The following is a 23,141-nucleotide window of genomic DNA, read 5'->3' on the forward strand; positions in this document are numbered from 1 at the left end:
CGGCTGGATGATAATAACGAAATCACCGTAAAACAGTGATTTTCCTATAATTTTGGAGATAGGAAACCGTTTAACTCACCATACAATATTAAAGGACAAAATCATGGCACTGGTATATTGGACACAAGACCTGAACACAGGCTTTGCCGACGTAGATGAACAACATCAAATCTTGGTTGACCACTTCAACAAGCTGGATGACGCGTTCAAATCAGCCGACTATGAAGCCACCAAAAAAGAGCTACAAGATTTGATTGACTACACCATTTTCCACTTTGGCGAAGAAGAAAAAATGCTGGAAGCAGCGCATTACCGCATGACCGAGCCGCACAAAAAAGTGCACGCCAACTTCATCAAAAAAATGGGCGAATTGCAAGGGCGTTTTGAAAACGGCGACATCACCGCCTTGCAAGAAGTGCTGGATATGTGCGATGGCTGGCTGTTCCGCCACATCCGCCTCAACGACCACGGCTACATCGCCGATGTGAAAGCCGCAGGCGTTCGCTAAACCCCGCAGCATAAAAAGCGTTTTGCAATCATTGCGAAACGCTTTTTTATTTGCGCTTTACCGTTTTCAGGCTGCCTATTGTGTCTCACTGAGGCAGCCTGAAAAACATTCCCCCAACCGCCCCTACCCAAACTGTAAAAAAACCTTTACGATTGCCCCTTTTCACGCCACAGCAAAGGAAAACAGCATGACCACCATCAAACAAGTCAAACAACTCGGACAACAAATCTGGCTGGACAATCTATCGCGCAGCCTGGTGCAAAGCGGCGAACTCGCCCGGTTTCTTGCCGACGGCGTATGTGGCGTAACCTCCAACCCCGCCATCTTCCAAAAAGCCTTTTCCGGCGACGCGCTCTATATTCCCGAAATTGCAACCCTGAAACAACAACACAAAAGTCCGCAAGAAATCTACGAAACCCTCGCCATCGCCGACGTGCAAGCCGCTTGCGACGTGTGCCGCGCCGAATACGACAGCACGGGCGGTAAAACAGGCTTTGTGAGCTTGGAAGTCTCCCCCGAGCTATCGCACGATGCCGAGCGCACCATCGCCGAAGCGCAACGCCTGTGTGCAGCCATCAATCGCCCCAACGCCATGATAAAAATCCCTGCCACCGACGCAGGTTTAACCGCGCTCACCGCCCTCGTCGCCAGCGGCATCAACGTCAATCTCACGCTATTATTCTCGCGTAAACAAACACTTAAAGCCTACACCGCCTACGCCGCAGGCTTAACCCAACTCGCTGCCAACGGCGGCAATCTGGCGCAAGTTCAAGTGGTCGCCAGCTTCTTTATCTCCCGCATCGACAACGCGCTGGATGGCACGCTGCCCGAACACCTGCGCGGCAAAATCGCCATCGCCCTTGCCAAAGCCGCCTACCAAGACTGGCAAGATTATTTCGCCCACCCCGAGTTTGCTGTCCTCGCCGCGCAAGGCGCGCACCGCGTGTCGCTGCTGTGGGCATCCACCGGCGTGAAAAATCCCGACTACCCCGCCACGCTGTATGTGGACGCGCTAATCGGCGAACACACGGTGAACACCGTGCCCGATGCCACGCTCAAAGCCTTCATCGCCACAGGCACCGCCGCGCGCACCCTGCCCGAAAACATCCCCGCCGCGCTCGCTCAGCTTGCCGAAGCCGAAAAATTGGGCATAGACGTGGAAACGCTGGCAACGCGCCTGCAAAACGACGGCTTGAAGCAGTTTGAAGAAGCCTTTGCCAAGCTGCTCGCCCCATTGGCAGCCTGAAAACGCGGCTACGCGCTGCTGCGAAGCTCAAACCGTTTTGGCGCGTTTATCCGTTTTCAGGCTGCATCATCACTAAGGCAGCCTGAAAAAACTTTTATGTGGTTTAACCGTTCTCATGGCGTTGCGCCGCCATACCCACGCTTTGCGTGCGTGGATGAAATGACCGTTTCAGGCTGCCCTATCATTTAAAGGCAGCCTGAAACCTTTGCACAACCTAAAATGAAACAAGAAATAGTTAAAGTTCCGTCATTCCCGCGTAGGCGGGAATCTTGGTTAATATTAAATAACAGTTTGTTTTTACAATAATTTCTGAATATCAAACAAGATTCCCGCCTGCGCGGAAATGACGGCATTTCTTATTTTTCAGGCTGCCTAAACATTCAAAAAACATCGCCCACCACAAGGAAACCACCATGCAAAAAGTCATCGCCCTAGACGGCCCCTCCGCCTCAGGCAAAGGCACCATCGCCGCCCGCGTTGCCGCCGCGCTCGGCTGGGCATATTTAGACTCAGGCGCGCTCTACCGCCTTACCGCGCTGCACGCGCAAAATCACAACATAGATTGGGCAAACGAAGCCGCTGTCGCCGCGCTTGCCGCCGAATTGCCCGCCGAATTTCGCGGTCAAACCGTGTGGCTAGACGGGCAAGACGTAACCCAAGCCATCCGCAGCGAACGCATCGGCATGGGCGCATCCGCCGTCGCCAAACTGCTCGCTGTGCGCCAAGCCCTGTTGCAACGCCAACGCAATTTTTTAACCGCGCAAGGCTTGGTGGCAGACGGGCGCGACATGGGCTCAACCGTGTTTCCCGAAGCCCAGCTCAAAATTTTTCTTACCGCCAGCGCACAAATCCGCGCCGAACGCCGCGCCAAACAAATCGGCGTGCCGCTGGATGGCGCAGCATTTGCCCAAATCCTCGCCGACATCCAAGCCCGAGACGCAGCCGACCGCAGCCGCCCCGTCGCCCCCTTGCAGCAACTGCCCGATGCCAAGCTGCTAGACACCTCCCATCGCAGCATAGAAGAAACCGTGCAGCAAGTATTGGATTGGTATCAAGCCAGCCCAAAGGCAGCCTGAAAATAAAAATCCCATGCAAGAGAAGCCAGCACTCACGCGGCTCATCCCCCCTTTTCAGGCTGCCTCACGCACACGCAACCGCCCAACGCCAAAGGCAGCCTGAAACGCAGTTTGACAACGCCCAAGCCTCAATCCACCGCCAACGTGTTTTACCCCTGTTCACAAAAATCCTTGCCCCCATTTCGCATTACCCCTTTTCAGGCTGCCCCTAGTTCCCGCAAACCGCACAGCAAAAAAACACACAAAAAACAGCCCTCTACCCTACCCAAACGCCAAAAATCGCGTATAATGCGCCGTTTTCCTTTTCCAGTGCAGCCTTGCATAGGCAGCCTGAAATCACCTTGTTTATGAGCCAAGGGCATAAACAAATCAACCAACCCAACCCCGCACACCTTGGCGGTGCATAGAAAGCAAAACCAAACATGGAAAATTTTGCCCAGTTATTGGAAGAATACTCTAACACCCAAGAAATGAACTATGGCGAAGTGATTACCGCCGAAGTGGTAGACATCACCGACAAATTTGTCATCGTGAACGCAGGCTTGAAATCAGAATCGCTGATTGACATCGCCGAGTTCAAAAACCCCTTGGGCGAACTGGAAGTTAAAGTAGGCGATTTCGTAACCGTAACCATCGAATCCGTAGAAAACGGCTTCGGCGAAACCAAACTGTCCCGCGAAAAAGCCAAACGCGCCGCCGACTGGATTACTCTGGAAGAAGCCATGGAAGACGGCGAAATCCTGTCAGGCGTGATTAACGGCAAGGTAAAAGGCGGCTTAACCGTTATGGTGAACAGCATCCGCGCCTTCCTGCCCGGTTCTTTGTTGGACGTGCGCCCCATCAAAGACACTTCACAATTTGAAGGCAAAGAAGTTGAGTTCAAAGTCATCAAATTGGACCGCAAACGCAACAACGTAGTCGTATCACGCCGCGCCGTGCTGGAAGCCACTTTGGGCGAAGAGCGCAAAGCCCTGATGGAAACCCTGCAAGAAGGCACCATCGTAAAAGGCATCGTGAAAAACATCACCGACTACGGCGCATTCGTAGATTTGGGCGGCATCGACGGCTTGCTGCACATCACCGACCTTGCATGGCGTCGCGTAAAACACCCAAGCGAAGTGTTGGAAGTGGGCAAAGAAGTGGAAGCTAAAGTATTGCGCTTTGACCAAGACAAACAACGCGTGTCTTTGGGCTTGAAACAACTGGGTGAAGACCCATGGGAAGGTTTGGCACGCCGCTACCCACAAGGCTCACGCTTGTTCGGCAAAGTGTCTAACCTCACCGACTACGGCGCATTCGTAGAAATTGAACAAGGCATCGAAGGTTTGGTTCACGTTTCCGAAATGGATTGGACCAACAAAAATGTACACCCAAGCAAAGTCGTGCAACTGGGCGACGAAGTGGAAGTGATGATTTTGGACATCGATGAAGACAAACGCCGCATCAGCTTGGGCATGAAACAATGTCAAGCTAACCCTTGGTTAGAATTTGAAGCCAACTACAACAAAGGCGACAAACTTAAAGGCACAGTTAAATCCATCACCGATTTTGGCGTGTTTGTTGGCTTGCCGGGCAACATTGACGGTTTGGTTCACTTGTCTGATTTGTCTTGGACTGAATCAGGCGAAGAAGCCGTTCGCAAATACAAAAAAGGCGAAGAAGTGGAAACCGTTGTGTTGGCGATTGATGTTGAAAAAGAACGCATTTCTTTGGGCATCAAACAGCTTGAAGGCGACCCGTTCAACAACTTCTTGTCTGTGAACGACAAAGGCGCGTTGGTAAAAGGCACAGTGAAATCCGTTGAAGCCAAAGGCGCAGTGGTTGCCTTGGCAGACGAAGTGGAAGCCTACTTGCCTGCATCTGAATTTGCTGCTGACCGTGTGGAAGACTTGACCACCAAGCTGAACGAAGGCGATGAAGTAGAAGCCATCATCTTGTCGGTTGACCGCAAAAACCGCAGCATCAAATTGTCTATCAAAGCCAAAGACCGCAAAGAAGACCAAGATGCGTTGAAATCCATCAACGCCGCAAGTGCTGCCAATGCCGGCACCACCAGCTTGGGCGATTTGCTCAAAGCATCTTTGAACAAAAGCTGAAGGTAAAACACAATGACCAAATCAGAGTTAATGGCTCGCTTGGCCGAATTGTTTATTGAAAACAATGAAGGCACTGAGCTGCAAGCCAAAGACATTGAATACGGCGTAAAGGTTTTGGTGGACACCATGACCCGCTCGCTTGCAAAAGGTCAGCGTATTGAAATCCGTGGATTTGGCAGTTTTGATTTGAACTACCGCCCGCCGCGCGTTGGGCGCAATCCGAAAACAGGCGAACGAGTGGAAGTGCCCGCAAAGCGCGTGCCCCATTTCAAACCCGGCAAGGAATTGCGCGAGCGCGTGGACCAAGCCTTCGCTGCTTGATATACGTTTATTAAGTTTTGCTGATGAAGAAAACCGTATCTTTTTGAGATACGGTTTTTTGTTTTGGCAGTAAGGCAGCCTGAAAATGGCTTTACCGCAGAAAGGGCATCCCTGCCTGACCGTTTTCAGGCTGCCTCCATGGCGCATGCCGTTCAAATATTCGCCGTCAGGCGGTTTCTAAGCCAGCGCACCGTTTCCGCGATTTCCCCCGCCAGCAAGCCAATCGGCCCCACTTGCATATACGCCAGAATTTCCGATGCCGCGCCGTGCAACCAAACCGCCGCAGGCACCGCTTCTTCCGCCGCCATCCCTTGCGCCAACAGGCTGCCCACAATGCCCGATAACACGTCACCGCTGCCTGCGGTCGCTAAGCCTGCGTTGCCCGTTTTGTTTACATGCAAAAAGCCGCGCGCCGATGAAATCACGGTTTCGTGTCCTTTCAGGATGCACCACGCGCGATAACGGTTGGCGATTTCGCGCGCCGCCCATGCGCGGTTGCTTTGCACGCGGCTTGTGCTCACGTCCAGCAGATGCGCGGCTTCCCCAGGGTGCGGCGTGAGCACTAAATCGGGGTGTTTGGCGGGCGGGAACAATTTGGGATGGTTCACCAGCAAATGCAGCGCGTCCGCGTCTAACACCAATTGCGGGTGGTTGCTGTTCCACACGGCGTGCAAAGCGCGCGCGGCGGATTCGTTTTGTCCCAACCCGCAACCGACCACCCATGTGTTGATGTTGTCGCGCTGCACGGTTCGCGCGGCGGTATCCAGCATCAATTCGGGATGGTAGGCATAAGCCGCGCTGGGCGGCGTGGCTTGGTTGAAGCCGATGAACACTTTGCCGCAGCCCGTTTGCAAAGCGGCAATCCCTGCCAGCAATGCCGCGCCCGCCATGCCTTCGCCGCCGCCAACCACGCCCACCGTGCCAAACGTACCTTTGTGGCTGTTGTTGGGGCGCGGGTTGAGCAGGCTGGGGAAATATTGCTGCGCGTGGGCGCGATAGGGGGCGATGTTGGGCGGAGCGATGTGTACCATCATAATAAAATCCTTTGTGAAATGAAGCGGTTTGCTTTGTTTACTCGGCTTGGGACAGCCTGAAACGCTGTTCGGCAACCATCATGCAATTTCAGGCTGCCCAATGCAATAGGCAGCCTGAAAATCATTTTCCGTATTCGCGTTTTTCCGTTTTCCCTTGGGTGCGAATCCGCGCGCGCAGTGTTTCGTCGCTGCTGCGCGCTCTGGTATCCAAGCAAAACGCATCGTACAACACGCGGCGCACGCGGTCGGTCGCATTGCGTTTGCCGCCCAGCGTGGTCCACTGCGCGTTGCGCGGCTCAATCCAGCGATGGTTCACCAAATCGGCATAGCCGTAGGTTTTCAGCTTGGAGCCTTCCGAATCCAGCAGCTTCGTTCCCGTAACGCACAGCATCCCCTCGGCGGTAATGTTGTCGTAACCAGCTTCGGAGCGGTTATTGAACACATAGCGCACGCTGCCGTCGGGCGCTTGCGTGATGCTGCTCAACAAAATGCGCGGGCTGCCTTTATATAGATTGTCAATATACAGCTCAAACCAATCGCCCTCGTTCGGATTGGGCACGGCAGGCAGCGGCACATCCATCTCGTTGAATTCTTTGTTGTATTCGGGCAGGTTTTGCATAAAAATTTGTTGGCGTTGGTCCAAATAGTCCGAGCCATCCGCCAAGGCAGCCTGAAAACCGCCGCACAACAGCGCGGCAAGCAGAAGTTTTTTCATCGTTTGCGTCCTTTCTATCCTTTCTATGGTTTAAGGCAGTCTGAAACGGGTAAACGTGTTTTCAGGCTGCCTCATGATGGCTGAATTAGCGCTGCAACGCCGTAATCACATTTTCTTTTACGGTTTCAACAGGTTGCGTGCCGTCCACCTTGATATAACGCGGCGCGTGTTCGCCCGTTAATTTGCTGTAAAAATCCACCAAAACCTCGGTTTGCTCGTGATACACCGCAAGGCGTTTTTTCACCGTTTCTTCTTTGTCGTCATCACGTTGCACCAAATCTTCGCCTGTTTCGTCATCCTTGCCGGACACTTTGGGCGGATTGTATTTCACATGATAAGTGCGCCCTGACGGCAAATGCACGCGCCGTCCGCTCATGCGCTCCACAATCGCTGCATCGGGCACGTCGATTTCCACCACCGCGTCCAAATCCACGCCTGCCGCCACCATTGCTTCGGCTTGCGCCAATGTGCGTGGAAAGCCGTCAAACAAAAAGCCGTTGGCGCAATCGGGCTGCGCAATGCGCTCTTTCACCATGCCGATGATGATGTCGTCGCGCACCAAGCCGCCCGCGTCCATGATTTTTTTCGCTTCCAAGCCCAAAGGCGTGCCCGCTTTAATCGCCGCGCGCAGCATGTCGCCCGTGGAAATTTGCGGAATGCCAAATTCGCGCGTGATAAATTGCGCTTGCGTGCCTTTGCCCGCGCCCGGTGCGCCCAATAGTAAAACTTTCATGTTTTCGCTTTCGTTAAAAAGAGTAAGAAAAGCGCATCATAATATGTTTTCAGGTTGCCTAAAAGGGGGCGGGAACGCGCCGTTGCGTTAAGTTGTGGTAAGTAGGCTATATTCCGGGCGGTTTAATGCGGTTCTGCTTGGCAGAAACGAGAATAAACGGCTATCATAATGCTTTAAGAATTGTTAAGCTTTGTATCAATCCGCTTGCGGGCGTTCGCACGGATAGGGAGATGAATTTTGAAAACGAATACAAAAATGATTGCAGTATCGCTGTCGCTAATCACATCGTTTAGCGCAGTGGCAGGCATTGGCGGCGTGAACGTGCAATCTAATCTGGGCGAGCCTTTTTCAGGCAGCATCGTGGTAACAGGGCAGGAAGCCAAAGCGGTATTGCAAAACGGCGCAAGCGTATCGGGCAACGGCATCAGCGGCACCGTTGCCCCTCATGGCGATGGCAATGCTATTATTCGTCTTCGCTCCAATTCCGTTGTAAACGACCCCATTTTGACTTTCACTGTCCGCGCGGGCAATCAAACTCGCCAATATACCGCCATGATAAATCCTTCGCACTATCGCCCTAATCCGTCACAGGCGCGTTCTAATCGCGACACGCGTAAAGCGGTTGAGCTGAAACCGCAGCAGCAACATCATGCCGTTGCAAACGATGATGTTGAAATCCAACAAGAAACGCGTGAAGCAACCCCGCGCACAGAAAAAACATACGCAACCAGCCCGCGCTACCACCGTGTGCAAGCGGGCGAAAGTTTGGCTTCTATCGCCGCCCGTTACCGCCCGCAGGGCATGAGCGTGCAGCGTGCCGTGCGTGCTTTGATGGCAGCCAACCCACGCGCATTCCGCAACGGCAGGATGTATCACAATGTAACGCTGTATATCCCCACCGCATCGCAATTCCACGCTTACGCTAAATCGGCGCAACGCAAATCTCAAACACCGCGCATTTCTCGCGGCGCGGCAATTGTTGCGCCCGCGGTAACAGAAAATACCACACCCGATACGGCAGAAACACCCAAAGAAACACCCAGCAAAGTGGTTACGCCGCCTCCTGTAAAAGTTGAGCCGGTTAAAAAACTTGTTGAGCCCATTAAACCCAAGGCAAAAGACCAAGCGGCTGAAGAACCGCCTGTTGCAGAAAAAGCGGTGGGAGAAAAAGCGAAACCCGTAGCGCCCGCGCAACCCGAGGCATCCAAACCTGCGGTTGAAGAAACCAAACCCGTTCAACCGGAAGCATCGCAAGCTGAACAGATGCAGCCTGAAAACACCGTTGCCGCTTCCGAAAGCAAAACGGCTCCTGCTGAAACGGCATCCGCTGAAGCCGCATCTGTTGCAGAAGAAAAAACCGAACCCGTTGCCGAGCCGCAACCCACACCGCCTGCGGAAGAACCGGCCACAGACGAAGGCTTAGATTGGACATTGATTGGCGGAAGCTTGGCCGGTGTGGCGGTATTGGGCGGAGGCGCGGCTTATTTGTTGGGCCGCCGCAAAAAATCGCGTGCCGATTCATTTGATGACGACAACGCAGCCGGCGACGAAGAATTTGATGGCAGCGACATTCAATTTGATGGCACGGCCAGCCCCGAGACGGACGATTGGATGCGGGATACCGGCGTCGCAAAAGCAGACGACAGCAGCGATGATTTCTTTGATTTGCCGCCTGTCGATACTGATGTTGCGCCTGCCGCTTCCAGCCAAACATTTGATTTGGATGACTTTGAACCCGAGCAGTTTGATGACAGCTCTGATGAATGGGCGCTATCGGTTGAAGAAGAACCGCATGCCCATGCCAATCCGTTGTTGGTGGCAGAAAATGCCACATCGTTTGACGCGGATGATTGGCAAGTGGATGACATCGTTTCAGTTGAACCGGACGTTGCAGAGCCTGCGCATTCGCTCAGCAGCCGTGATGCGGTTGCCGCCGATGATTTCGTTATCGATGATACGCCGATTGGGCAGCCTGAAACCGCTGTGAGCGCAGCCGATGATTTCTTATCGTTTGATGATTCGATTCAGGCGGATGATATTATTCCTGCGCCTGCCGAAGAAACAACGTTTGATTTGGACGCATTTAACAACGCGTTGCCCGATATTGTCGATACGCCGGCAGAAACCGCTGCAAGCGATGACTTCTTGGATTTTGACGCAAGCGATATTGTTGCGCCTGCCGCAGCAACCGCAGCCGTTGCCGCAGCCGCTTCCCATGTTGCCGCGCCTGAAGTTTCGTTTGATGATTTCTCGCTGGATACGCCTGCGGTTGAAGAAGTTGCGCCTGTGTTGGATGCGCCCGAAGTGCCTGAATTTGCCGCCGATTTAGATGCGCCTGCGATTGCCGAGCCTGCAATGGACTTTACCGCGCCCGAAGTGGCGTTGGATGATTTCAGCGTTGATGCGCCTGCCGTTGAAGCGCCAGCGGTTGACCATGCAATGGATTTCGCATTAGATGATTTTGCGGTTGAAACGCCTGCCGAGCCTGCGGCTCATGCGGCATTGGACGACGGCTTGGATTTTGCTGTGGCAGAGCCCGCTGCGGTCGATTTTGCTGCTGAAACGCCCGCGTTTGAACCTGCCGGGCAGTCATTTGCCGATTTGTCTTTGGAAGAGCCTGCGGTTGCTGCGCCTGCATTTGATGATTTGTCGTTTGAGCAGCCTGCCGTGTCCGCGCCTTCGTTTGACGACTTGTCATTTGACGAGCCTGCTGCGCCTGCGGTTGAACACGCTGTGGACGATTTGGCTTCTTGGGATATTGAAGAATTGCCTGAAACGGCGCATAACGATGCAGGTTTTGTTTCCGAGGCGGTGGGCTTGACCGAGCCTTTGGAAGCGAAATTGGAATTGGCGAAAATGTATCTGGAAATTGATGATGCCGTGGCAGCGCGCGAAACCTTGCGCGAATTGGTTACCGAATCCCATGGCGAAATTCAAACGCAAGCGCAACAGCTGCTGGATGAATTGGGCGGCTAGTCGCTGTTGGTGATGTTAAGAAACACCGTTATGTGTACAGGCATAGCGGTGTTTTTTTGTGGCTGGGGGATAGAGGCAGCCTGAAAAAGCCAAGTCGGTTGGTATTGGGCTAAACGGTTTTTGTTGAGTAGATTGGTTTTCAGGCTGCCTTTGGGGTTGGGTCTTGGAAAAAATCGTGGGCAGCCTGAAACGTTTGTTTAATGGGCAATCGATGGTGTGTCGGTGGCTTGCCAATATTCCGTTAACCGGTCATGCCCTATTTAATGCGAAATAAATACGCCATTTGGCAGCGAGCCGTTGTCGTTCCGCTTTTGATTTTCAGGCTGCCTCTTTGGATTTGGCAAAGCGTTGAGGCAGCCTGAAAACAAAATAAACCATCATGCCGTTGCGTGTTGGTGCAAAAAAGGCGGAAATAAAATCCGCCTGTTTACTTGTTTACGGCTTTGGCATCACATCAAGGCAAAACCAAAACGGCTTCGGCTTCCACCAATGCGCCGCGTGGCAACGATGCCACGCCAACGGCGGCGCGAGCAGGGTAGGGGACAGCGAAGTATTGTTCCATCACGGCGTTGAAGGTGGCGAAGTGGGACAAATCGGTGAGGTAGGCGTTGAGCTTAACGATGTCGTTCAGGCTGCCTCCTGCGGTTTCGCACACGGCGCGCAAGTTTTTGAAAACTTGGTGCGCTTGTTCTTCAAAGTTTTCGCTTACCAGCTGCATGGTTTCAGGCACAAGCGGGATTTGTCCGCTTAAATAAACGGTGTTGCCTGTGCGGATGGCTTGGCTGTATGCGCCGATGGCGGCGGGAGCTTGGTCGGTGTGGATAACGGTTTTGCTCATGATGAACTCCTAGGGTTGGGGAAAATTTGTTGGGGCGGCTTTCAGGCTGCCTTTTGCAGGGCAAGCGCGTTCACAAGCGTTCGCGCCGTATGTCTTGCACCACAATGTAAATATGCGCGGCTAGATACGCAACACTGCATAGCGCAAGCGCAAGGAAAATTTGAAACCAAATTTGCTCCAAGCGCACAAATCTGTTCTGCCTGTCTTGGCTGATGGCAATCGGCGTTTCGCTTTGCGGTTGCGACAATGTGCCTTGCGTAATCAAAACATTTGTTGCACCTGAATAAGGTTGCAAGAAAACCATGTTTTTCACGACTGCCACTCCGTTAAACCTTACCGTGTCGCACAAAGCGGTCAATTCTTTTTTCTCGGCGCGATAGCAGGGTACGGCGTAAGGCAGATTGTTGTGCACGAAAGCAATCGCGTCGCCAGATTTGGTTTGTCTCCATTGGTTTATTTTGATTTCTTGCGCATGGATAAAACGGGGCTGAAAAAAAGGAAACGTCAATGGGAAATTGGATGAGGCAATAAAATAGTACGATGTGGAAACGACTGATATAAGGGCAATCCCCACGCCTTCTCGGGATGAAAACCAATTCTTAATTATTGTTTTCAAGGGCTCTTTTGTCATATTTGTTCCCTGTTCAAAATCCAAATGAGGCAGCCTGAAAATCGGTTTTCCCCGTTTCAGGCTGCCTTCCATTCACCCCACGCTAACCATGCAACGCCCGCTTATCCACCGCCAACGCCGCTTCGTGCAACACTTCCGACAGCGTAGGATGCGCGTGGATGATGCGCGCGATGTCTTCGCTGCTGGCTTTAAATTCCAGCGCGGCAACGGCTTCGGCGATGAGTTCGCTGGTCATCGCGCCAATCATGTGCACGCCCAAAATGCGGTCGGTTTGCGCGTCTGCCAACACTTTTATCGTGCCTTTGGCTTTGCCCAAGCCCAGCGCGCGCCCATTGGCGCCAAAGCCTGATGTGCCTTTTTTATACGCGATGCCTGCGGCTTTTAGCTGCTCTTCGGTTTTGCCCACCCATGCGATTTCGGGGTCGGTGTACACCACAAACGGTACGTTGCCCAAATCCACCTGCGGTTTTTGCCCTGCGATGCGCTCAGCAACCGCCACGCCTTCTTCGCTGGCTTTGTGCGCCAGCATCGGGCCGCGCACCACGTCGCCAATCGCCCACACATTGGGCAAATTGGTGCGGCATTCATCGTCCACCGCAATAAAGCCGCGCTCGTCTATCGCCAAGCCCACGTTTTCCGCGCCCAAGCCTTGCGTAACAGGCACGCGCCCGATGGCGATAATCAGTTTGTCAAACTGCGCGGTGTGTTGCTTGCCCGCCACTTCGTATGCCACCGAAACGCCGTCTTTGTATTCGGTGATTTGGTTGAGTTTCACGCCCAAATCAATCGCCAGCCCTTGTTCTTTGGTGAAATATTTAAACGCTTCTTTGGCGATTTGCTGGTCGGCGGCGGGCAAAAACGCGGGCGCGGCTTCCAAAATATGCACATCTGCGCCCAAGCGTTGCCACACCGAGCCCATTTCCAAGCCAATCACGCCCGCGCCAATCACGCCCAATTTTTTGGGCACGGCGGTTAAGTTCAACGCGCCTTCGTTGTCCAACACGTTCACATTGCTGATTTTGACCAAATTGGGCAAACCGCGCGGCGCAGAGCCTGTGGCAATCACAACGTGCTTGGCGGCGATTTGCGCGCCATTGTCCACATTCAACAGCCATTCATCACCTTGCTTGCCTGCAAACGAAGCACGCCCAAAAATACTTTCAATTTTGTTTTTTTGAAACAGAAACTTAATCCCGCCTGTGAGCTTGTTCACAATCGCATCTTTGCGTTCAATCATTTTGGCGGCATCAAATTTCAGGCTGCCTGAAAACGAAATGCCGTGTTCGGCGAAATCGTGCTGCGCGGCGTGAAAATGCTCGGACGATTGCAGCAAGGCTTTGGACGGAATGCAGCCCACGTTCAGGCAAGTGCCGCCCAGCGCGGGGGCATCGCCTGCTTTGTTTTTGCCCGCGTCTATGCACACGGTTTTGAAGCCCAGCTGCGCGGCGCGAATCGCTGCGATGTAGCCGCCCGGCCCTGCGCCGATAACGGCAACGTCAAATGATTGAGACATGGTTTTCTCCTAATGGGAACAATGGGTTGTGGTTTGCCGAGGCAGCCTGAAAAATACTGTAAAGTTAGGCTTTCAGGCTGCCTAACTATGTGAATTTGTGTTAAATTACACTTGGCTGAGATGGCAGTCAAGCGAATAAGGAGAACGAAATGTTTGGTGCATTGATTCTGTTAATTTTTGGTAAGCTGCAAGACACATTTCAGGAAACTTCGCGCACATGGCAATGGGCGTTGGCTTATGGTGTGATTGCGTTTTTGCTTGGTGGCGGCACATCGCTGTTGGGGATGATTATTGGCGGCGTGATTACGGGGCTTTATGCGTGGGGTTATTTCAAGCTGCTGCGCAATCTGGCAGATAATTTGATGCTGTGGCTGCTGGTGTTTTTGGTGGGACCTGTTTTCCCCTTAGTGCTGACGTTTATGTTGCTGAGTGCGGCGGAAAAGGCAGCCTGAAAACCGCGCAGCCACGATAGCCCGCTATCAACCATTTGCCGTTTCAGGCTGCCTATGCGGCGCATGGTTCACACTTATCATCTTGTTTAAAAGGAAAAATCATGAAAATTACCACCCAATGGTTAAGCAACAAAACATTTGTATCCGCCAACGAACACGGCAACAGCATTGTGATGGACGGCACGCCGGCGGCAGAGGGCTGGAAGCGCGGGGCAAGCCCGTTGGAAGTGATGCTGATGGGGATGTCGGGCTGCACCAGCGTGGATGTTGCCGCCGCGTTGCAAGTGCAGGCGGGCTTTGCAGACTGCATCGTGAGCGTGGAAGCGGAACGCGCGGCAACCGCGCCCAAGGTGTTCACCAAAATTCATGTGCATTACAAGGTGCTGGGGCGCGGCTTGGATGCGGCGCAAGTGAACAAAATCATCGCCGATTCACTGGCGCACGATTGCTCGGCGTGTGTGATGATGAGCAAAATCGCGCCGATTACGCACAGCGTGGAAGTGGCGGAAGCCTAATATCTACGCACTAGGGCAGCCTGAAAACGGGTTTGCCGCGTTTGCCAAGCGAAACCCCATCTCAACGCAATCCAAAAAGGAAAAAATCATGGCTCTTTGGACTTATTGGCTGATTGCCGCCGTTGCCGTTTTTGTGTTGGAACTGTTCAGCGGCACGGTGTATTTGCTGGTGCTCTCCGCCGCGTTGGCAGGCGCAGGGCTGACGGCTTGGCTGTTTAACGCCGGCGCGGTGGCGAGCATGCTGGCGGCGGCGTTTTTGTCGGCGGTGGGCACGCTGTATGTTTACCGTTTGCGCGGCAAATCGCCCAAAAACAAAACATTGCACCAAGGCAACGATTTGGACATCGGCAGCGTGGTGCAAATTGAGCAGCCGCTGTCGGGCGGGGCATGGCGCGTGTTTTACCGCGGCACCACATGGGAAGCCCGCGCCGTGCGCCCGCATGCCGATTTTCAAATGGGCGACAACGCGCGCATCTGTGGCAAAGACGGCATCACTTTGCTGATTGAACCGTTGGCTTAGAACCTGCATTCACTATTTTCATAGGTATCTTTTGTGCCCTAAAACGCGGCAACCGCGTTAAAAATGCCCGCAAGGTGTCCAACCTTGCTGCGCTTTTATGCCATCAAATCTGCCTATGAAAATGTGAATACAGCTTCTTAATCAACGCCAATGCGTTTTCAGGCTGCCTATGGGCATTGAAACAGGGCTTAAAGGCAGCCTGAAAATCATATAAACAGCTCCTCATCCCCCAACCCCCAACCAAGAAAGGAAACCTTATGCCACTCACCACCCTCACGCTCCCCGTTATTATCCTGATTGCCCTGATTATCATCGGCTTCAAGGCGTTTAAAGTTGTGCCGCAGCAAGAAGCGCAGATTGTTGAGCGGCTGGGCAAATACCATGCCACGCTCGCCCCGGGACTAAACATCCTCGTGCCCTTTCTTGACCGCGTTGCCTACCGCCATTCGCTCAAAGAAATCCCGCTGGATGTGCCCAGCCAAGTCTGCATCACGCGCGACAACACCCAGCTTACGGTGGACGGCATTTTGTATTTCCAAGTAACCGACCCCGAACGCGCGTCTTACGGTTCAAGCAACTACATTCTCGCCATCACCCAGCTTGCCCAAACCACGCTGCGCTCCGTTATCGGGCGCATGGAATTGGACAAAACCTTTGAAGAGCGCGACGACATCAACCGCACCGTAGTCGCCGCGCTGGACGAAGCCGCTGTGTCGTGGGGCGTGAAAGTATTGCGCTACGAAATCAAAGATTTGGTGCCACCGCAAGAAATCCTGCGCTCCATGCAGGCGCAAATCACCGCCGAGCGCGAAAAACGTGCCCGCATCGCCCAATCCGAAGGCTTGAAAATTGAGCAAATCAACTTGGCAACGGGCGAGCGCGAAGCCGAAATCAAAAAATCCGAAGGCGAAGCGCAAGCCGCGATGAACGCTTCCGAGGGCGAAAAAGTGGCGCAAATCAACCGCGCCGAGGGCGAAGCGCAAGCCCTGCGCCTTGTTGCCCAAGCCAGCGCCGATGCCATCCGCACCGTTGCCGCCGCCATCCAAGAACCGGGCGGCGATGAAGCCGTGAAGCTGAAAGTGGCGGAGCAATATGTGGAAGCGTTTGCCAAGCTCGCCAAAGAAAGCAACACCGTCATCATGCCCGCCAACGTGGCGGATTTGGGCGGCTTGATTTCCGCAGGGTTGAGCATTGTGAAAGGGCAGCCGACAGCAAAATAGGCAGCCTGAAAACGCAAAAGGGTGGATTGTTCCGCCCTTTTTTGCGGGCAAAACGCAGCGGTTTGCACATCTTATATAAGCTCACTGCATTTTGCGCCCGGCCTAACATTTCAGGCTGCCTTTTGTTTCTCGTATTTCAATGCGTTATCTTGTAAACAAGCTGTTGCGCTTCGCCCGTCTTTACAGTGATTAATTCCTGAAAAGAAACGTTTGATTTTTTAAAGTGGGCTGACAGCGCGGATTTGCCTTGTTAGACTGCCTGCACTTGGCCTTGATTGGGATTAATGCTCATCAAGGTCAAGTGTTTTTGAAAACTCATATTAAGGATGTACTTATGAAAAAAGTTCTCGCACTCTTAGCACTCACCGCTTCTTTTGCCGCCGTTGCCGCGCCCGTTGCCGCACACGCAGGCAAAGCACCGCATAAAGGCGCGAACCCGGCAGTTGCAAAAACACACGGCAAAGCCCTGAAAGGCAAAGCCGCCAAAGGCAAATCTGTTGTCCAAGACGCGCCACAAACCATGGAAACTGCGCCCGCCGCCGTTGCCCCCGCCCCACAACAAGCCGCGCCCGCAGTAAAAACCGCACCGCAAGCCCCTGCGGCCCATTAATCTTCGTTAAAAAAACAGCCAAGGCAATGCGCTTTGGCTGTTTTTGTTTGGATTGTTTTTGTTGGTGGGGCGCAGCCGTTTCAGGCTGCCTTTCATCATCATTCAAACGGGCTAAGGCAGCCTGAAAACACAAAATACCGTTTTCAGGCTGCTTTAACCGCATCGCGCTATTCGTCCCAGCCCTTTTTCTTGCTGGTTTGCCCGATGCCCACGTTAAAGCTGTTGGTCGGGTCAAGCCGGCGATAGAACGATTTCAGCTCGGGTTTGGCCACATACAAATGCCCCACATTATGCTCGGCAGGGTATTGTGCGCCACGCTCGTCCAGCAAGCGCCACATTTCGTGTTCCAGCGCCATGCAGTCGTTGCCTTTTTTCACGATGTAATCTTGGTGGAAAACGTGGCAGAAGAAATGCCCGTAATACAGCTTGTGGCTGAGCTTGCTGTTGATGCTTTCAGGCAGCACTTCCAGCCAGTCGCGGTCGTTGCGGCGCAGCGCGATGTCCAGCGCAACAATGTCTTCCACTTCATCGTGATGCACGGCGCGATAGCGCACGGCTGCGCTGGCTACGGCAAAACGGTGCAGCATCGCCGCCTGCGCTTGCGCGGCATCGCATTCAAAATAGCCGCCTTTGCTCGGGTCGCTGAAAAATTGGCGCAAATAGTCGCGCGTTTCGGCTACGCCGTCGCCGCCCGCTTTTACGATTAAATGATGCTCGTAGCGGTCGCGGTAATCCAGCATGATTTGCGGCAGATGCTGCGGCAAGAGTTTGGACGCAAGTTGCAAAAAGCGGTCGGCAAAATGCTGCGGCAGGAAGGGGATTTTTTTGGCGATGCGGTCGGCTTTCTCTTTGGCGGCAAAGAGTTTGGGCAGGTTGTGCGTGCCCGCGTGTTTAATCACGTAAAACATATCTTTGCCATACACTTCGGCGATGTTAAACGCTTCGCGGTGGATGTATTCGCCCGACACGGGCAGCGTTTTGAAGCTGCCGAGCATATCGCGGCGGATTTGCGTGAGCACGGTGGTGTCGTTGGTGCCGATGTAGAACACGGCGGTTTGCGTTTCGGCGGGGAAGGTGTCTAGGCGCACGGCGAACACGGCGAGCTTGCCCGCGCTGCCCGATGCTTCGTAATGCCGCGCGGGGTCGGCGTTGAAGCGAGCGGGCGTGTCGGCATCAATTTCGCGCACATGGTTGCAATAGGCGTGGTCGTGCCCTTTGCCGCCTGCACTGATGTCTTTGCGTTGGTAGTGATGCCCTTGCAGGTTGGTTAAAATTTCTTCGGGCGTGTCGCCCAAATCAATCCCCAAATGGTTCACCAATTCCAATTCGCCTGCTGCGTTGATTTGGGCGTACAACGCCATTTCGGTGTAGGCAGGGCCGCGTTGCACCAGCGCGCCGCCCGAGTTGTTGCACACGCCGCCCACAATAGATGCGCCGATGCACGATGAGCCGATGACACTGTGCGGTTCGCGCCCGAGCGGTTTGAGCAGCAATTCCAGTTTGTTGAGCGTTGAACCCGGTAGGCAAACGGCTTGTTCGTTGTTGTTGATAAGCTGAATGGCATCGTTGCGCATGGTGTTGATGATAACGATGTCGCGGTCGTAATCGTTGCCGCTGGGGGTGGAGCCGCCTGTTAGCCCTGTGTTGGCGGCTTGGCTGATAACGATGACCCCAGCGTCCACGCAGGCTTGCAACACGCGCCATTGTTCCAGCAGCGTGGCGGGGCGCACTACGGCGAGCGCGTTGCCCGAGCCGAAGCGGTAGCCTTCGCGGAAAGGCAGCGTTTGCGCGGGGTCGGTTAGCACATATTGGCTGCCGACGATTTCTTGCAGTTTGGGGATAAGGGTAGATGAAGACATGAAGTGCTCCTTGCGCGTGATGGTTTTCGGTTTGGCTGCGCTGTACGGCGGTTCAGGCTGCCTGAAATGTAGTGCGATGTAGTCTGGCATGTTATCAACAAATCCTGCCGCTGAAAACCGTTAAACCATGGTGGATAGGCAAATGTTGCGCTAAAAAAGTGGCATCGCCTTGTTTTCAGAGCAGCAAGCGTTTTTTGGGATGCAAATACGCATTTCAGGCTGCCTCAATCCGCGCGATATAAAGGCAGCCTGAAACCGAAAACGGAGCGGCGGTTCGCAGCCCGAACCATTGTTACCGCGCACCATCGCGCACGCCAAAAAACGCAGATTTCGCGCCCCTTTTGCGCTAAACTTGCCCCCTTTTACGCTTTTCAGGCTGCCTTATGATTATCCAACTGACTCCGCAACAAGTCCAAACCCTATTGCAACAACGCCCCGACACGCTGCTGCTAGATGTGCGCGAAGAGGGCGAAACGCAAATCTGCCAAATCGCCAACAGCACGCACATCCCCATGAACCTCGTCCCCCTGCGGCAAAACGAATTGCCCGACGGCGTGACGATTATCGTCTATTGCCACCACGGCTTGCGCAGCCTAAACGTTGCCCGCTTTTTGGAACACGCAGGATTTGAAGAACTGTATAACTTGGCGGGCGGCATAGCGGCGTGGGCGCAGGAAATTGAGCCTGATATGGCAAGATATTGAAAAACGGGTATGGCGCGGGATTGCGCCCAAAAAGCCCAAGGCAGCCTGAAAACGGGTTTGCTTCGCCGAAGCATGCGAACCCGTTTTCAGGCTGCCTTGTTGCTGTCATGCAGGCAAAAAATGCGCTCGTTTTGCAACGAGCGCGAATCTACAAAGGAGAAAATAGAGGAGAAATATCCAACCGCATGTGCGACTGGATGGGGCGTATTATGTATTTTTATTTCATATCTGTCAAGCTGGTAACGGGGTGGATTATGCTAAATTTGTTGCTGATTTTATTGAAATACAATATTTTATGCTTTTGTTGCGTGGATTGCGGGGGTGTAGGCATATATCAACATACATGAATGTTTGCTTTTGGGGTATATTTATCCGACATGGCGGCAGCCTGAAAACGGGCGAAGCCGGAACAGCCGTTTAACGCTGTTTCAGCTTCGCCCGTTTGGGTCATGCCATCCAGCCCATTTTGCAGGCGGTTTATTTTTTCTGCCACGCGCGTTTCACAATGTGCAGCCAGTCTTTCCAATCCAGCGTGGGGCGGTGTTGAAACACATCGTATTGATTGGCGGCGATTTTTTCCAAAATGCGGTTGCCGCCTAAAATAATCATGCGGATTTCAAAGCCGATGCGCCCCGTGAGTGCTTTGCCCAGCGGCGCGCCTGCGTGCAGGATTTTGTGCGTTTTGCTGCATTGGTGGGCGATGAGTTGGCGCAGTTGCGGGGTGATTTTGCCTTGCGCGATGTCTTGCTCGCGCACTTGGAATTTCATCAAGTCGTCTTGCGGCAGATAAATGCGGTTTTTCTGCCAGTCTAGCGCGATGTCTTGCCAAAAATTGATGAGTTGCAGGGCGGTGCAGATGCCGTCGCTTTGGGCAAGGTGATAGGGGTCGGTGGTGCCGTTAAGCTGGAGGATGATGCGCCCGATGGGGTTGGCAGAGCGGCGCGCGTAGTCAATCAGCTCGGCGAAGTTTTGGTAGCGCGTTTTTTCGGTGTCTTGCTGGAAGGCGGAGAGTAGGTCGTAGAAGGGTTTGAGCGGCAGGGCGAAGGGGGCGATGGCTTCGCGGTGCAGCCGTTGCATCAGCGGGGTGTGCGGGGCTTGACTGGCGGCGATGCGGTCTAGCTCGGCGGTGAGCGCGGCGAGTTGGGCTTGGCGTTCGGCGGGGGTGGCGTTGCCTTCGTCGGCGATGTCGTCGGCGGTGCGGGCAAAGGCGTAAACGGCGTGGATGGGGCGGCGCAGGTGGCGCGGGAGCAGGATGGAGCCGACGGGGAAGTTTTCGTAGTGGTTGGGTGCGGTCATGGTTGTTGTTGGGATTTTTGTTGTGCGGATGGGTTTGGCTTTGTAACTTCGTTTTCAGGCTGCCTCAGGCTTAATCAAAACAGGGTTCGGCAGCCTGAAACGCAGTTTGGCGAGGCGAAAACACAACACCCGATAATCGCGTTATCGGGTGTGGGCTTAATCGGCAAATTGTTTTTTTAAGCGTTCGCGGCGTTCTTGCGCTTCAACGGATAGGGTTGCCGTGGGGCGGGCGAGCAGGCGTTTTAAGCCGATGGGTTCGCCGGTGTCGTGGCAGAAGCCGTATTCGCCTTCGTCGATTTCGCGCAGCGCGGCTTGGATTTTGGCGAGCAGTTTGCGTTCGCGGTCGCGGGCGCGCAGTTCTAGGGCGTATTCTTCTTCTTGGCTGGCGCGGTCGGCGGGGTCGGCGGCGGATGCGGTGTCGTGTTGCATGCGGTCGGTGGTGGCATCGGCTTTGTTGATGATTTCGTCTTGCTGCTGGCTGAGCAGGTTACGGAAAAATTCCAGATGCTGCGCGTTCATGTAGTCTTCTTCCGGGCCGTCCCATGCGAGAATGTCTTTTTCGGTGAGCTTTGCCATGGTTGTTATCCTTTTGTTTTAGCGGAGCGCTTAATTTTGAAGCGGCGGATAATATCATGTTTTCAGAATGCACTGTATGGTTTTTGGCGGTTTCGCTTTGTATAATGCGTTTCGTTGTAACTTTGTGCTTTTCAGGCTGCCTAAACGGCTTTTTTGTATCTTTATTAGGAGTGTTTGATGATGTTTCAGAAATGGGTTTTGCTTGCGGCTGCGGCTTTGGCTGCGCCCGCGATGGCGGAAGAATTGCATTACAACGTGGCGGAGTTTTCGGAAAGCGCGAGCGTGCGCGTGCCCAACGACACGATGTCGGTTACGCTGCGCGTGGTGGAATCGGGAGCTTCGCGCGAGGCGGTGAGCAATAAGGTTACCAAGCGTGTGAACGCGGTGCTGGCGCGCGCCAAGGCAAATCGCGCGTTTGAGGTGGAATCGGGCAGCCGCAGCGTTTATCCTGAATACGATGAAAAACGCGTGGGGATTAAGGGCTGGACGGATTCGGCGGATATTTATGTGAAAAGCACGGATTTTGCGGCGTTGAGCAAGCTGGTGGCAGATAGCCAGCAAGATGCGATGCTGGGCGGCGTGTCGTTTAGCGTGTCGCCGAAAAAATATGCGGCGGCGGTGGACGAAGCAAGCGAGCAGGCGTTGCGGTCGTTTCGCACGCGGGCGCAGAAGGTGAGCCGCACGCTGGGTTTTTCAAATTACAAGATTGTGCGCGTGGAATTGCATCAGTCGTTTGAAAATGGGGAGGAGGGCGTGGCAGCAGCGCCCATGATGGCGGAAAGTTTTGCGCGCAGCGCGAAGGCAATGGATGCGGCGATGCCGATGGACTTGGATGCGGGCGTGCGGACGGTGCGGCAAACGGTGCGCGGCTCGGTGCAGATGCAATAAATAAAGATAATAAATAAGGGTTCAGGCTGCCTATATCTATATGACAATGAGGCAGCCTGAAAAGCATCGCGGGCGAAATTTTGGATTAGGCAAAACAAAAACGACGCTGAATAAACCAGCGTCGTTTTATATTTGGCGGAGTAAGAGGGATTCGAACCCTCGATGCAGGTTTAAGCCCACATGCACCCTTAGCAGGGGTGTGCCTTCAGCCTCTCAGCCATTACTCCAAGAAGGAAAGTACGCGATGATATAGGTGCGGTTAGGTTTTGTCAATCTTGGCGCTTGTGGTTCGCAAAGATTGGTTTGTTTTTATTGTAGAAATTTTCTCATCAGCATGCAGCGTGTGGCGATGTTTTGGTTAAACGGCATAATGGCTTCGCCAAGCGCTTCGTAGCCGTTAAGGGCGTAGAAATTAACGGAATTCATGGATGCGTACACTTTGAGCACGCTTAAATTGGCGGCGGTGCTGAGTTTTTCGGCGCGTTGCAGCATGGCTGTGCCTAATCCGTTGTTTTGTAAGAAGGGATGGACATAGAGCGCGTCCAGCAGGGCTTCTTGGGTGTCCAGCAGGAAAAAGCCGCCGATGCGGTTTTTGTATTCGATTACCCACATGGTTTTGTGCGGGTTGTCCAGCGCGGCGGCGTAGCCGTTGGGGTTGAGTTGGCTGAGCCATGCGTCTAGGATTTCTTGGTTGTAGCTTTTGATGCAGGTGTGGCGCACGGATAGGCGGTGCAGTTCGTAGATGGTGTGGCAGTCTTCGTGTTTGGCGGGGCGCAGGTGGGTGATGAGGGGATTCATGGCGGTGTTGGGGAGG

25 protein-coding genes and 1 tRNA gene are annotated in these 23,141 nt (G+C 53.7%); 14 read left to right on the forward strand and 12 right to left on the reverse strand.

The annotated features are described in order from the left end of the window. Positions 1-103: 103 nt before the first annotated feature. The 6 genes from H3L93_RS01940 to H3L93_RS01965 all read left to right on the forward strand — a co-directional run bounded on the left by H3L93_RS01940 (position 104) and on the right by H3L93_RS01965 (position 5,247). Positions 104-508 carry a bacteriohemerythrin gene (locus tag H3L93_RS01940; protein ID WP_003797534.1) on the forward strand — a complete coding sequence of 135 codons (405 nt, stop codon included), beginning with the start codon at positions 104-106 and terminating at the stop codon, positions 506-508. A gap of 187 nt (positions 509-695) precedes the next feature. Beyond that, positions 696-1,754, forward strand: a complete 1,059-nt coding sequence (tal, locus tag H3L93_RS01945; RefSeq protein WP_003797532.1) for a transaldolase — start codon at positions 696-698, stop codon at positions 1,752-1,754. Positions 1,755-2,167: 413 nt separating this feature from the next. Further along, entirely contained in the window at positions 2,168-2,830 is a 663-nt protein-coding gene (cmk, locus tag H3L93_RS01950) for a (d)CMP kinase (RefSeq protein WP_003797529.1), read from the forward strand. Further along, the gene (locus tag H3L93_RS01955; protein ID WP_155803180.1) at positions 2,800-3,042 is read left to right on the forward strand and encodes a hypothetical protein; all 243 of its coding nucleotides are present in this window, start codon (positions 2,800-2,802) and stop codon (positions 3,040-3,042) included. The genes cmk and H3L93_RS01955 overlap by 31 nt, the downstream gene beginning before the upstream one ends. Positions 3,043-3,252: 210 nt before the next feature. Next, the gene (gene rpsA / locus H3L93_RS01960) at positions 3,253-4,926 is read left to right on the forward strand and encodes a 30S ribosomal protein S1 (RefSeq protein WP_003797525.1); all 1,674 of its coding nucleotides are present in this window, start codon (positions 3,253-3,255) and stop codon (positions 4,924-4,926) included. 12 nt (positions 4,927-4,938) lie between these two features. Beyond that, on the forward strand, positions 4,939-5,247 hold the full coding sequence (locus H3L93_RS01965) for an integration host factor subunit beta (protein ID WP_003797524.1): 309 nt from the start codon (positions 4,939-4,941) through the stop codon (positions 5,245-5,247). 152 nt (positions 5,248-5,399) lie between these two features. Here H3L93_RS01965 and H3L93_RS01970 read toward each other — a convergent pair whose 3' ends face one another. The 3 genes from H3L93_RS01970 to adk all read right to left on the reverse strand — a co-directional run bounded on the left by H3L93_RS01970 (position 5,400) and on the right by adk (position 7,729). Then, a complete protein-coding gene (locus H3L93_RS01970) occupies positions 5,400-6,281 on the reverse strand; it encodes an NAD(P)H-hydrate dehydratase (protein WP_003797522.1) in 882 nt (293 codons plus the stop codon). Positions 6,282-6,402: 121 nt separating this feature from the next. Further along, on the reverse strand, positions 6,403-6,996 hold the full coding sequence (locus H3L93_RS01975) for a CNP1-like family protein (RefSeq protein WP_003797517.1): 594 nt from the start codon (positions 6,994-6,996) through the stop codon (positions 6,403-6,405). 85 nt (positions 6,997-7,081) lie between these two features. Then, the gene (gene adk / locus H3L93_RS01980; protein ID WP_003797515.1) at positions 7,082-7,729 is read right to left on the reverse strand and encodes an adenylate kinase; all 648 of its coding nucleotides are present in this window, start codon (positions 7,727-7,729) and stop codon (positions 7,082-7,084) included. Between the two features lie 255 nt (positions 7,730-7,984). On the opposite strand from adk, the gene H3L93_RS01985 reads away from it, so the two are divergent. Continuing rightward, positions 7,985-10,705, forward strand: coding sequence for a FimV/HubP family polar landmark protein (locus tag H3L93_RS01985; protein ID WP_003797513.1), 2,721 nt, complete (start codon positions 7,985-7,987; stop codon positions 10,703-10,705). 454 nt (positions 10,706-11,159) lie between these two features. On the opposite strand, the gene H3L93_RS01990 is transcribed toward H3L93_RS01985, so the two are convergent. The 3 genes from H3L93_RS01990 to lpdA all read right to left on the reverse strand — a co-directional run bounded on the left by H3L93_RS01990 (position 11,160) and on the right by lpdA (position 13,687). Then, entirely contained in the window at positions 11,160-11,543 is a 384-nt protein-coding gene (locus H3L93_RS01990; RefSeq protein WP_003797509.1) for a RidA family protein, read from the reverse strand. A gap of 70 nt (positions 11,544-11,613) precedes the next feature. Beyond that, positions 11,614-12,174, reverse strand: a complete 561-nt coding sequence (locus tag H3L93_RS01995) for a hypothetical protein (protein WP_155803179.1) — start codon at positions 12,172-12,174, stop codon at positions 11,614-11,616. An 82-nt stretch (positions 12,175-12,256) separates the two neighbouring features. After that, entirely contained in the window at positions 12,257-13,687 is a 1,431-nt protein-coding gene (lpdA, locus tag H3L93_RS02000) for a dihydrolipoyl dehydrogenase (RefSeq protein ID WP_003797505.1), read from the reverse strand. Positions 13,688-13,836: 149 nt separating this feature from the next. Between lpdA and H3L93_RS02005 the strand changes: the two genes are divergently transcribed. The 5 genes from H3L93_RS02005 (at position 13,837) to H3L93_RS02025 (ending at position 17,004) form a co-directional block, all read left to right on the forward strand. Beyond that, on the forward strand, positions 13,837-14,139 hold the full coding sequence (locus H3L93_RS02005) for a hypothetical protein (RefSeq protein WP_003797503.1): 303 nt from the start codon (positions 13,837-13,839) through the stop codon (positions 14,137-14,139). Positions 14,140-14,240: 101 nt separating this feature from the next. Beyond that, positions 14,241-14,654, forward strand: coding sequence for an OsmC family protein (locus H3L93_RS02010; protein WP_003797501.1), 414 nt, complete (start codon positions 14,241-14,243; stop codon positions 14,652-14,654). An 88-nt stretch (positions 14,655-14,742) separates the two neighbouring features. Further along, positions 14,743-15,174, forward strand: coding sequence for an NfeD family protein (locus H3L93_RS02015; protein ID WP_003797500.1), 432 nt, complete (start codon positions 14,743-14,745; stop codon positions 15,172-15,174). A gap of 257 nt (positions 15,175-15,431) precedes the next feature. After that, positions 15,432-16,394 carry an SPFH domain-containing protein gene (locus tag H3L93_RS02020; protein WP_003797496.1) on the forward strand — a complete coding sequence of 321 codons (963 nt, stop codon included), beginning with the start codon at positions 15,432-15,434 and terminating at the stop codon, positions 16,392-16,394. A gap of 334 nt (positions 16,395-16,728) precedes the next feature. Beyond that, complete coding sequence (locus H3L93_RS02025) at positions 16,729-17,004, forward strand: hypothetical protein (RefSeq protein ID WP_040558776.1); 276 nt, start codon at positions 16,729-16,731, stop codon at positions 17,002-17,004. 167 nt (positions 17,005-17,171) lie between these two features. Here H3L93_RS02025 and dld read toward each other — a convergent pair whose 3' ends face one another. After that, on the reverse strand, positions 17,172-18,863 hold the full coding sequence (gene dld, locus H3L93_RS02030; RefSeq protein WP_040558948.1) for a D-lactate dehydrogenase: 1,692 nt from the start codon (positions 18,861-18,863) through the stop codon (positions 17,172-17,174). 383 nt (positions 18,864-19,246) lie between these two features. On the opposite strand from dld, the gene H3L93_RS02035 reads away from it, so the two are divergent. Then, positions 19,247-19,567 carry a rhodanese-like domain-containing protein gene (locus H3L93_RS02035; RefSeq protein ID WP_003797486.1) on the forward strand — a complete coding sequence of 107 codons (321 nt, stop codon included), beginning with the start codon at positions 19,247-19,249 and terminating at the stop codon, positions 19,565-19,567. Positions 19,568-19,901: 334 nt separating this feature from the next. On the opposite strand, the gene H3L93_RS02040 is transcribed toward H3L93_RS02035, so the two are convergent. The 3 genes from H3L93_RS02040 to dksA form a co-directional block, all read right to left on the reverse strand. Further along, positions 19,902-20,060: a hypothetical protein gene (locus H3L93_RS02040; protein WP_003797482.1), complete on the reverse strand. Its 159-nt coding sequence runs from the start codon at positions 20,058-20,060 to the stop codon at positions 19,902-19,904. After that, entirely contained in the window at positions 20,045-20,863 is an 819-nt protein-coding gene (hpnC, locus tag H3L93_RS02045; protein WP_003797480.1) for a squalene synthase HpnC, read from the reverse strand. Before hpnC ends, H3L93_RS02040 begins: the two co-directional genes overlap by 16 nt. 156 nt (positions 20,864-21,019) lie before the next feature. Continuing rightward, positions 21,020-21,439 (reverse strand): RNA polymerase-binding protein DksA, encoded by a 420-nt coding sequence (gene dksA / locus H3L93_RS02050; protein ID WP_003797475.1) that lies wholly within the window; start codon positions 21,437-21,439, stop codon positions 21,020-21,022. A 177-nt stretch (positions 21,440-21,616) separates the two neighbouring features. Between dksA and H3L93_RS02055 the strand changes: the two genes are divergently transcribed. Beyond that, positions 21,617-22,327 carry an SIMPL domain-containing protein gene (locus tag H3L93_RS02055; RefSeq protein WP_003797471.1) on the forward strand — a complete coding sequence of 237 codons (711 nt, stop codon included), beginning with the start codon at positions 21,617-21,619 and terminating at the stop codon, positions 22,325-22,327. Positions 22,328-22,460: 133 nt separating this feature from the next. Here the strand turns inward: H3L93_RS02055 and H3L93_RS02060 are convergent. Further along, positions 22,461-22,554 (reverse strand) — tRNA-Ser (locus tag H3L93_RS02060). Between the two features lie 82 nt (positions 22,555-22,636). Beyond that, the gene (locus tag H3L93_RS02065) at positions 22,637-23,125 is read right to left on the reverse strand and encodes a GNAT family N-acetyltransferase (protein ID WP_003797469.1); all 489 of its coding nucleotides are present in this window, start codon (positions 23,123-23,125) and stop codon (positions 22,637-22,639) included. Positions 23,126-23,141 lie beyond the last annotated feature (16 nt).

The organism is Kingella oralis (genome assembly GCF_014054985.1).
Lineage (GTDB): Bacteria > Pseudomonadota > Gammaproteobacteria > Burkholderiales > Neisseriaceae > Kingella_B > Kingella_B oralis.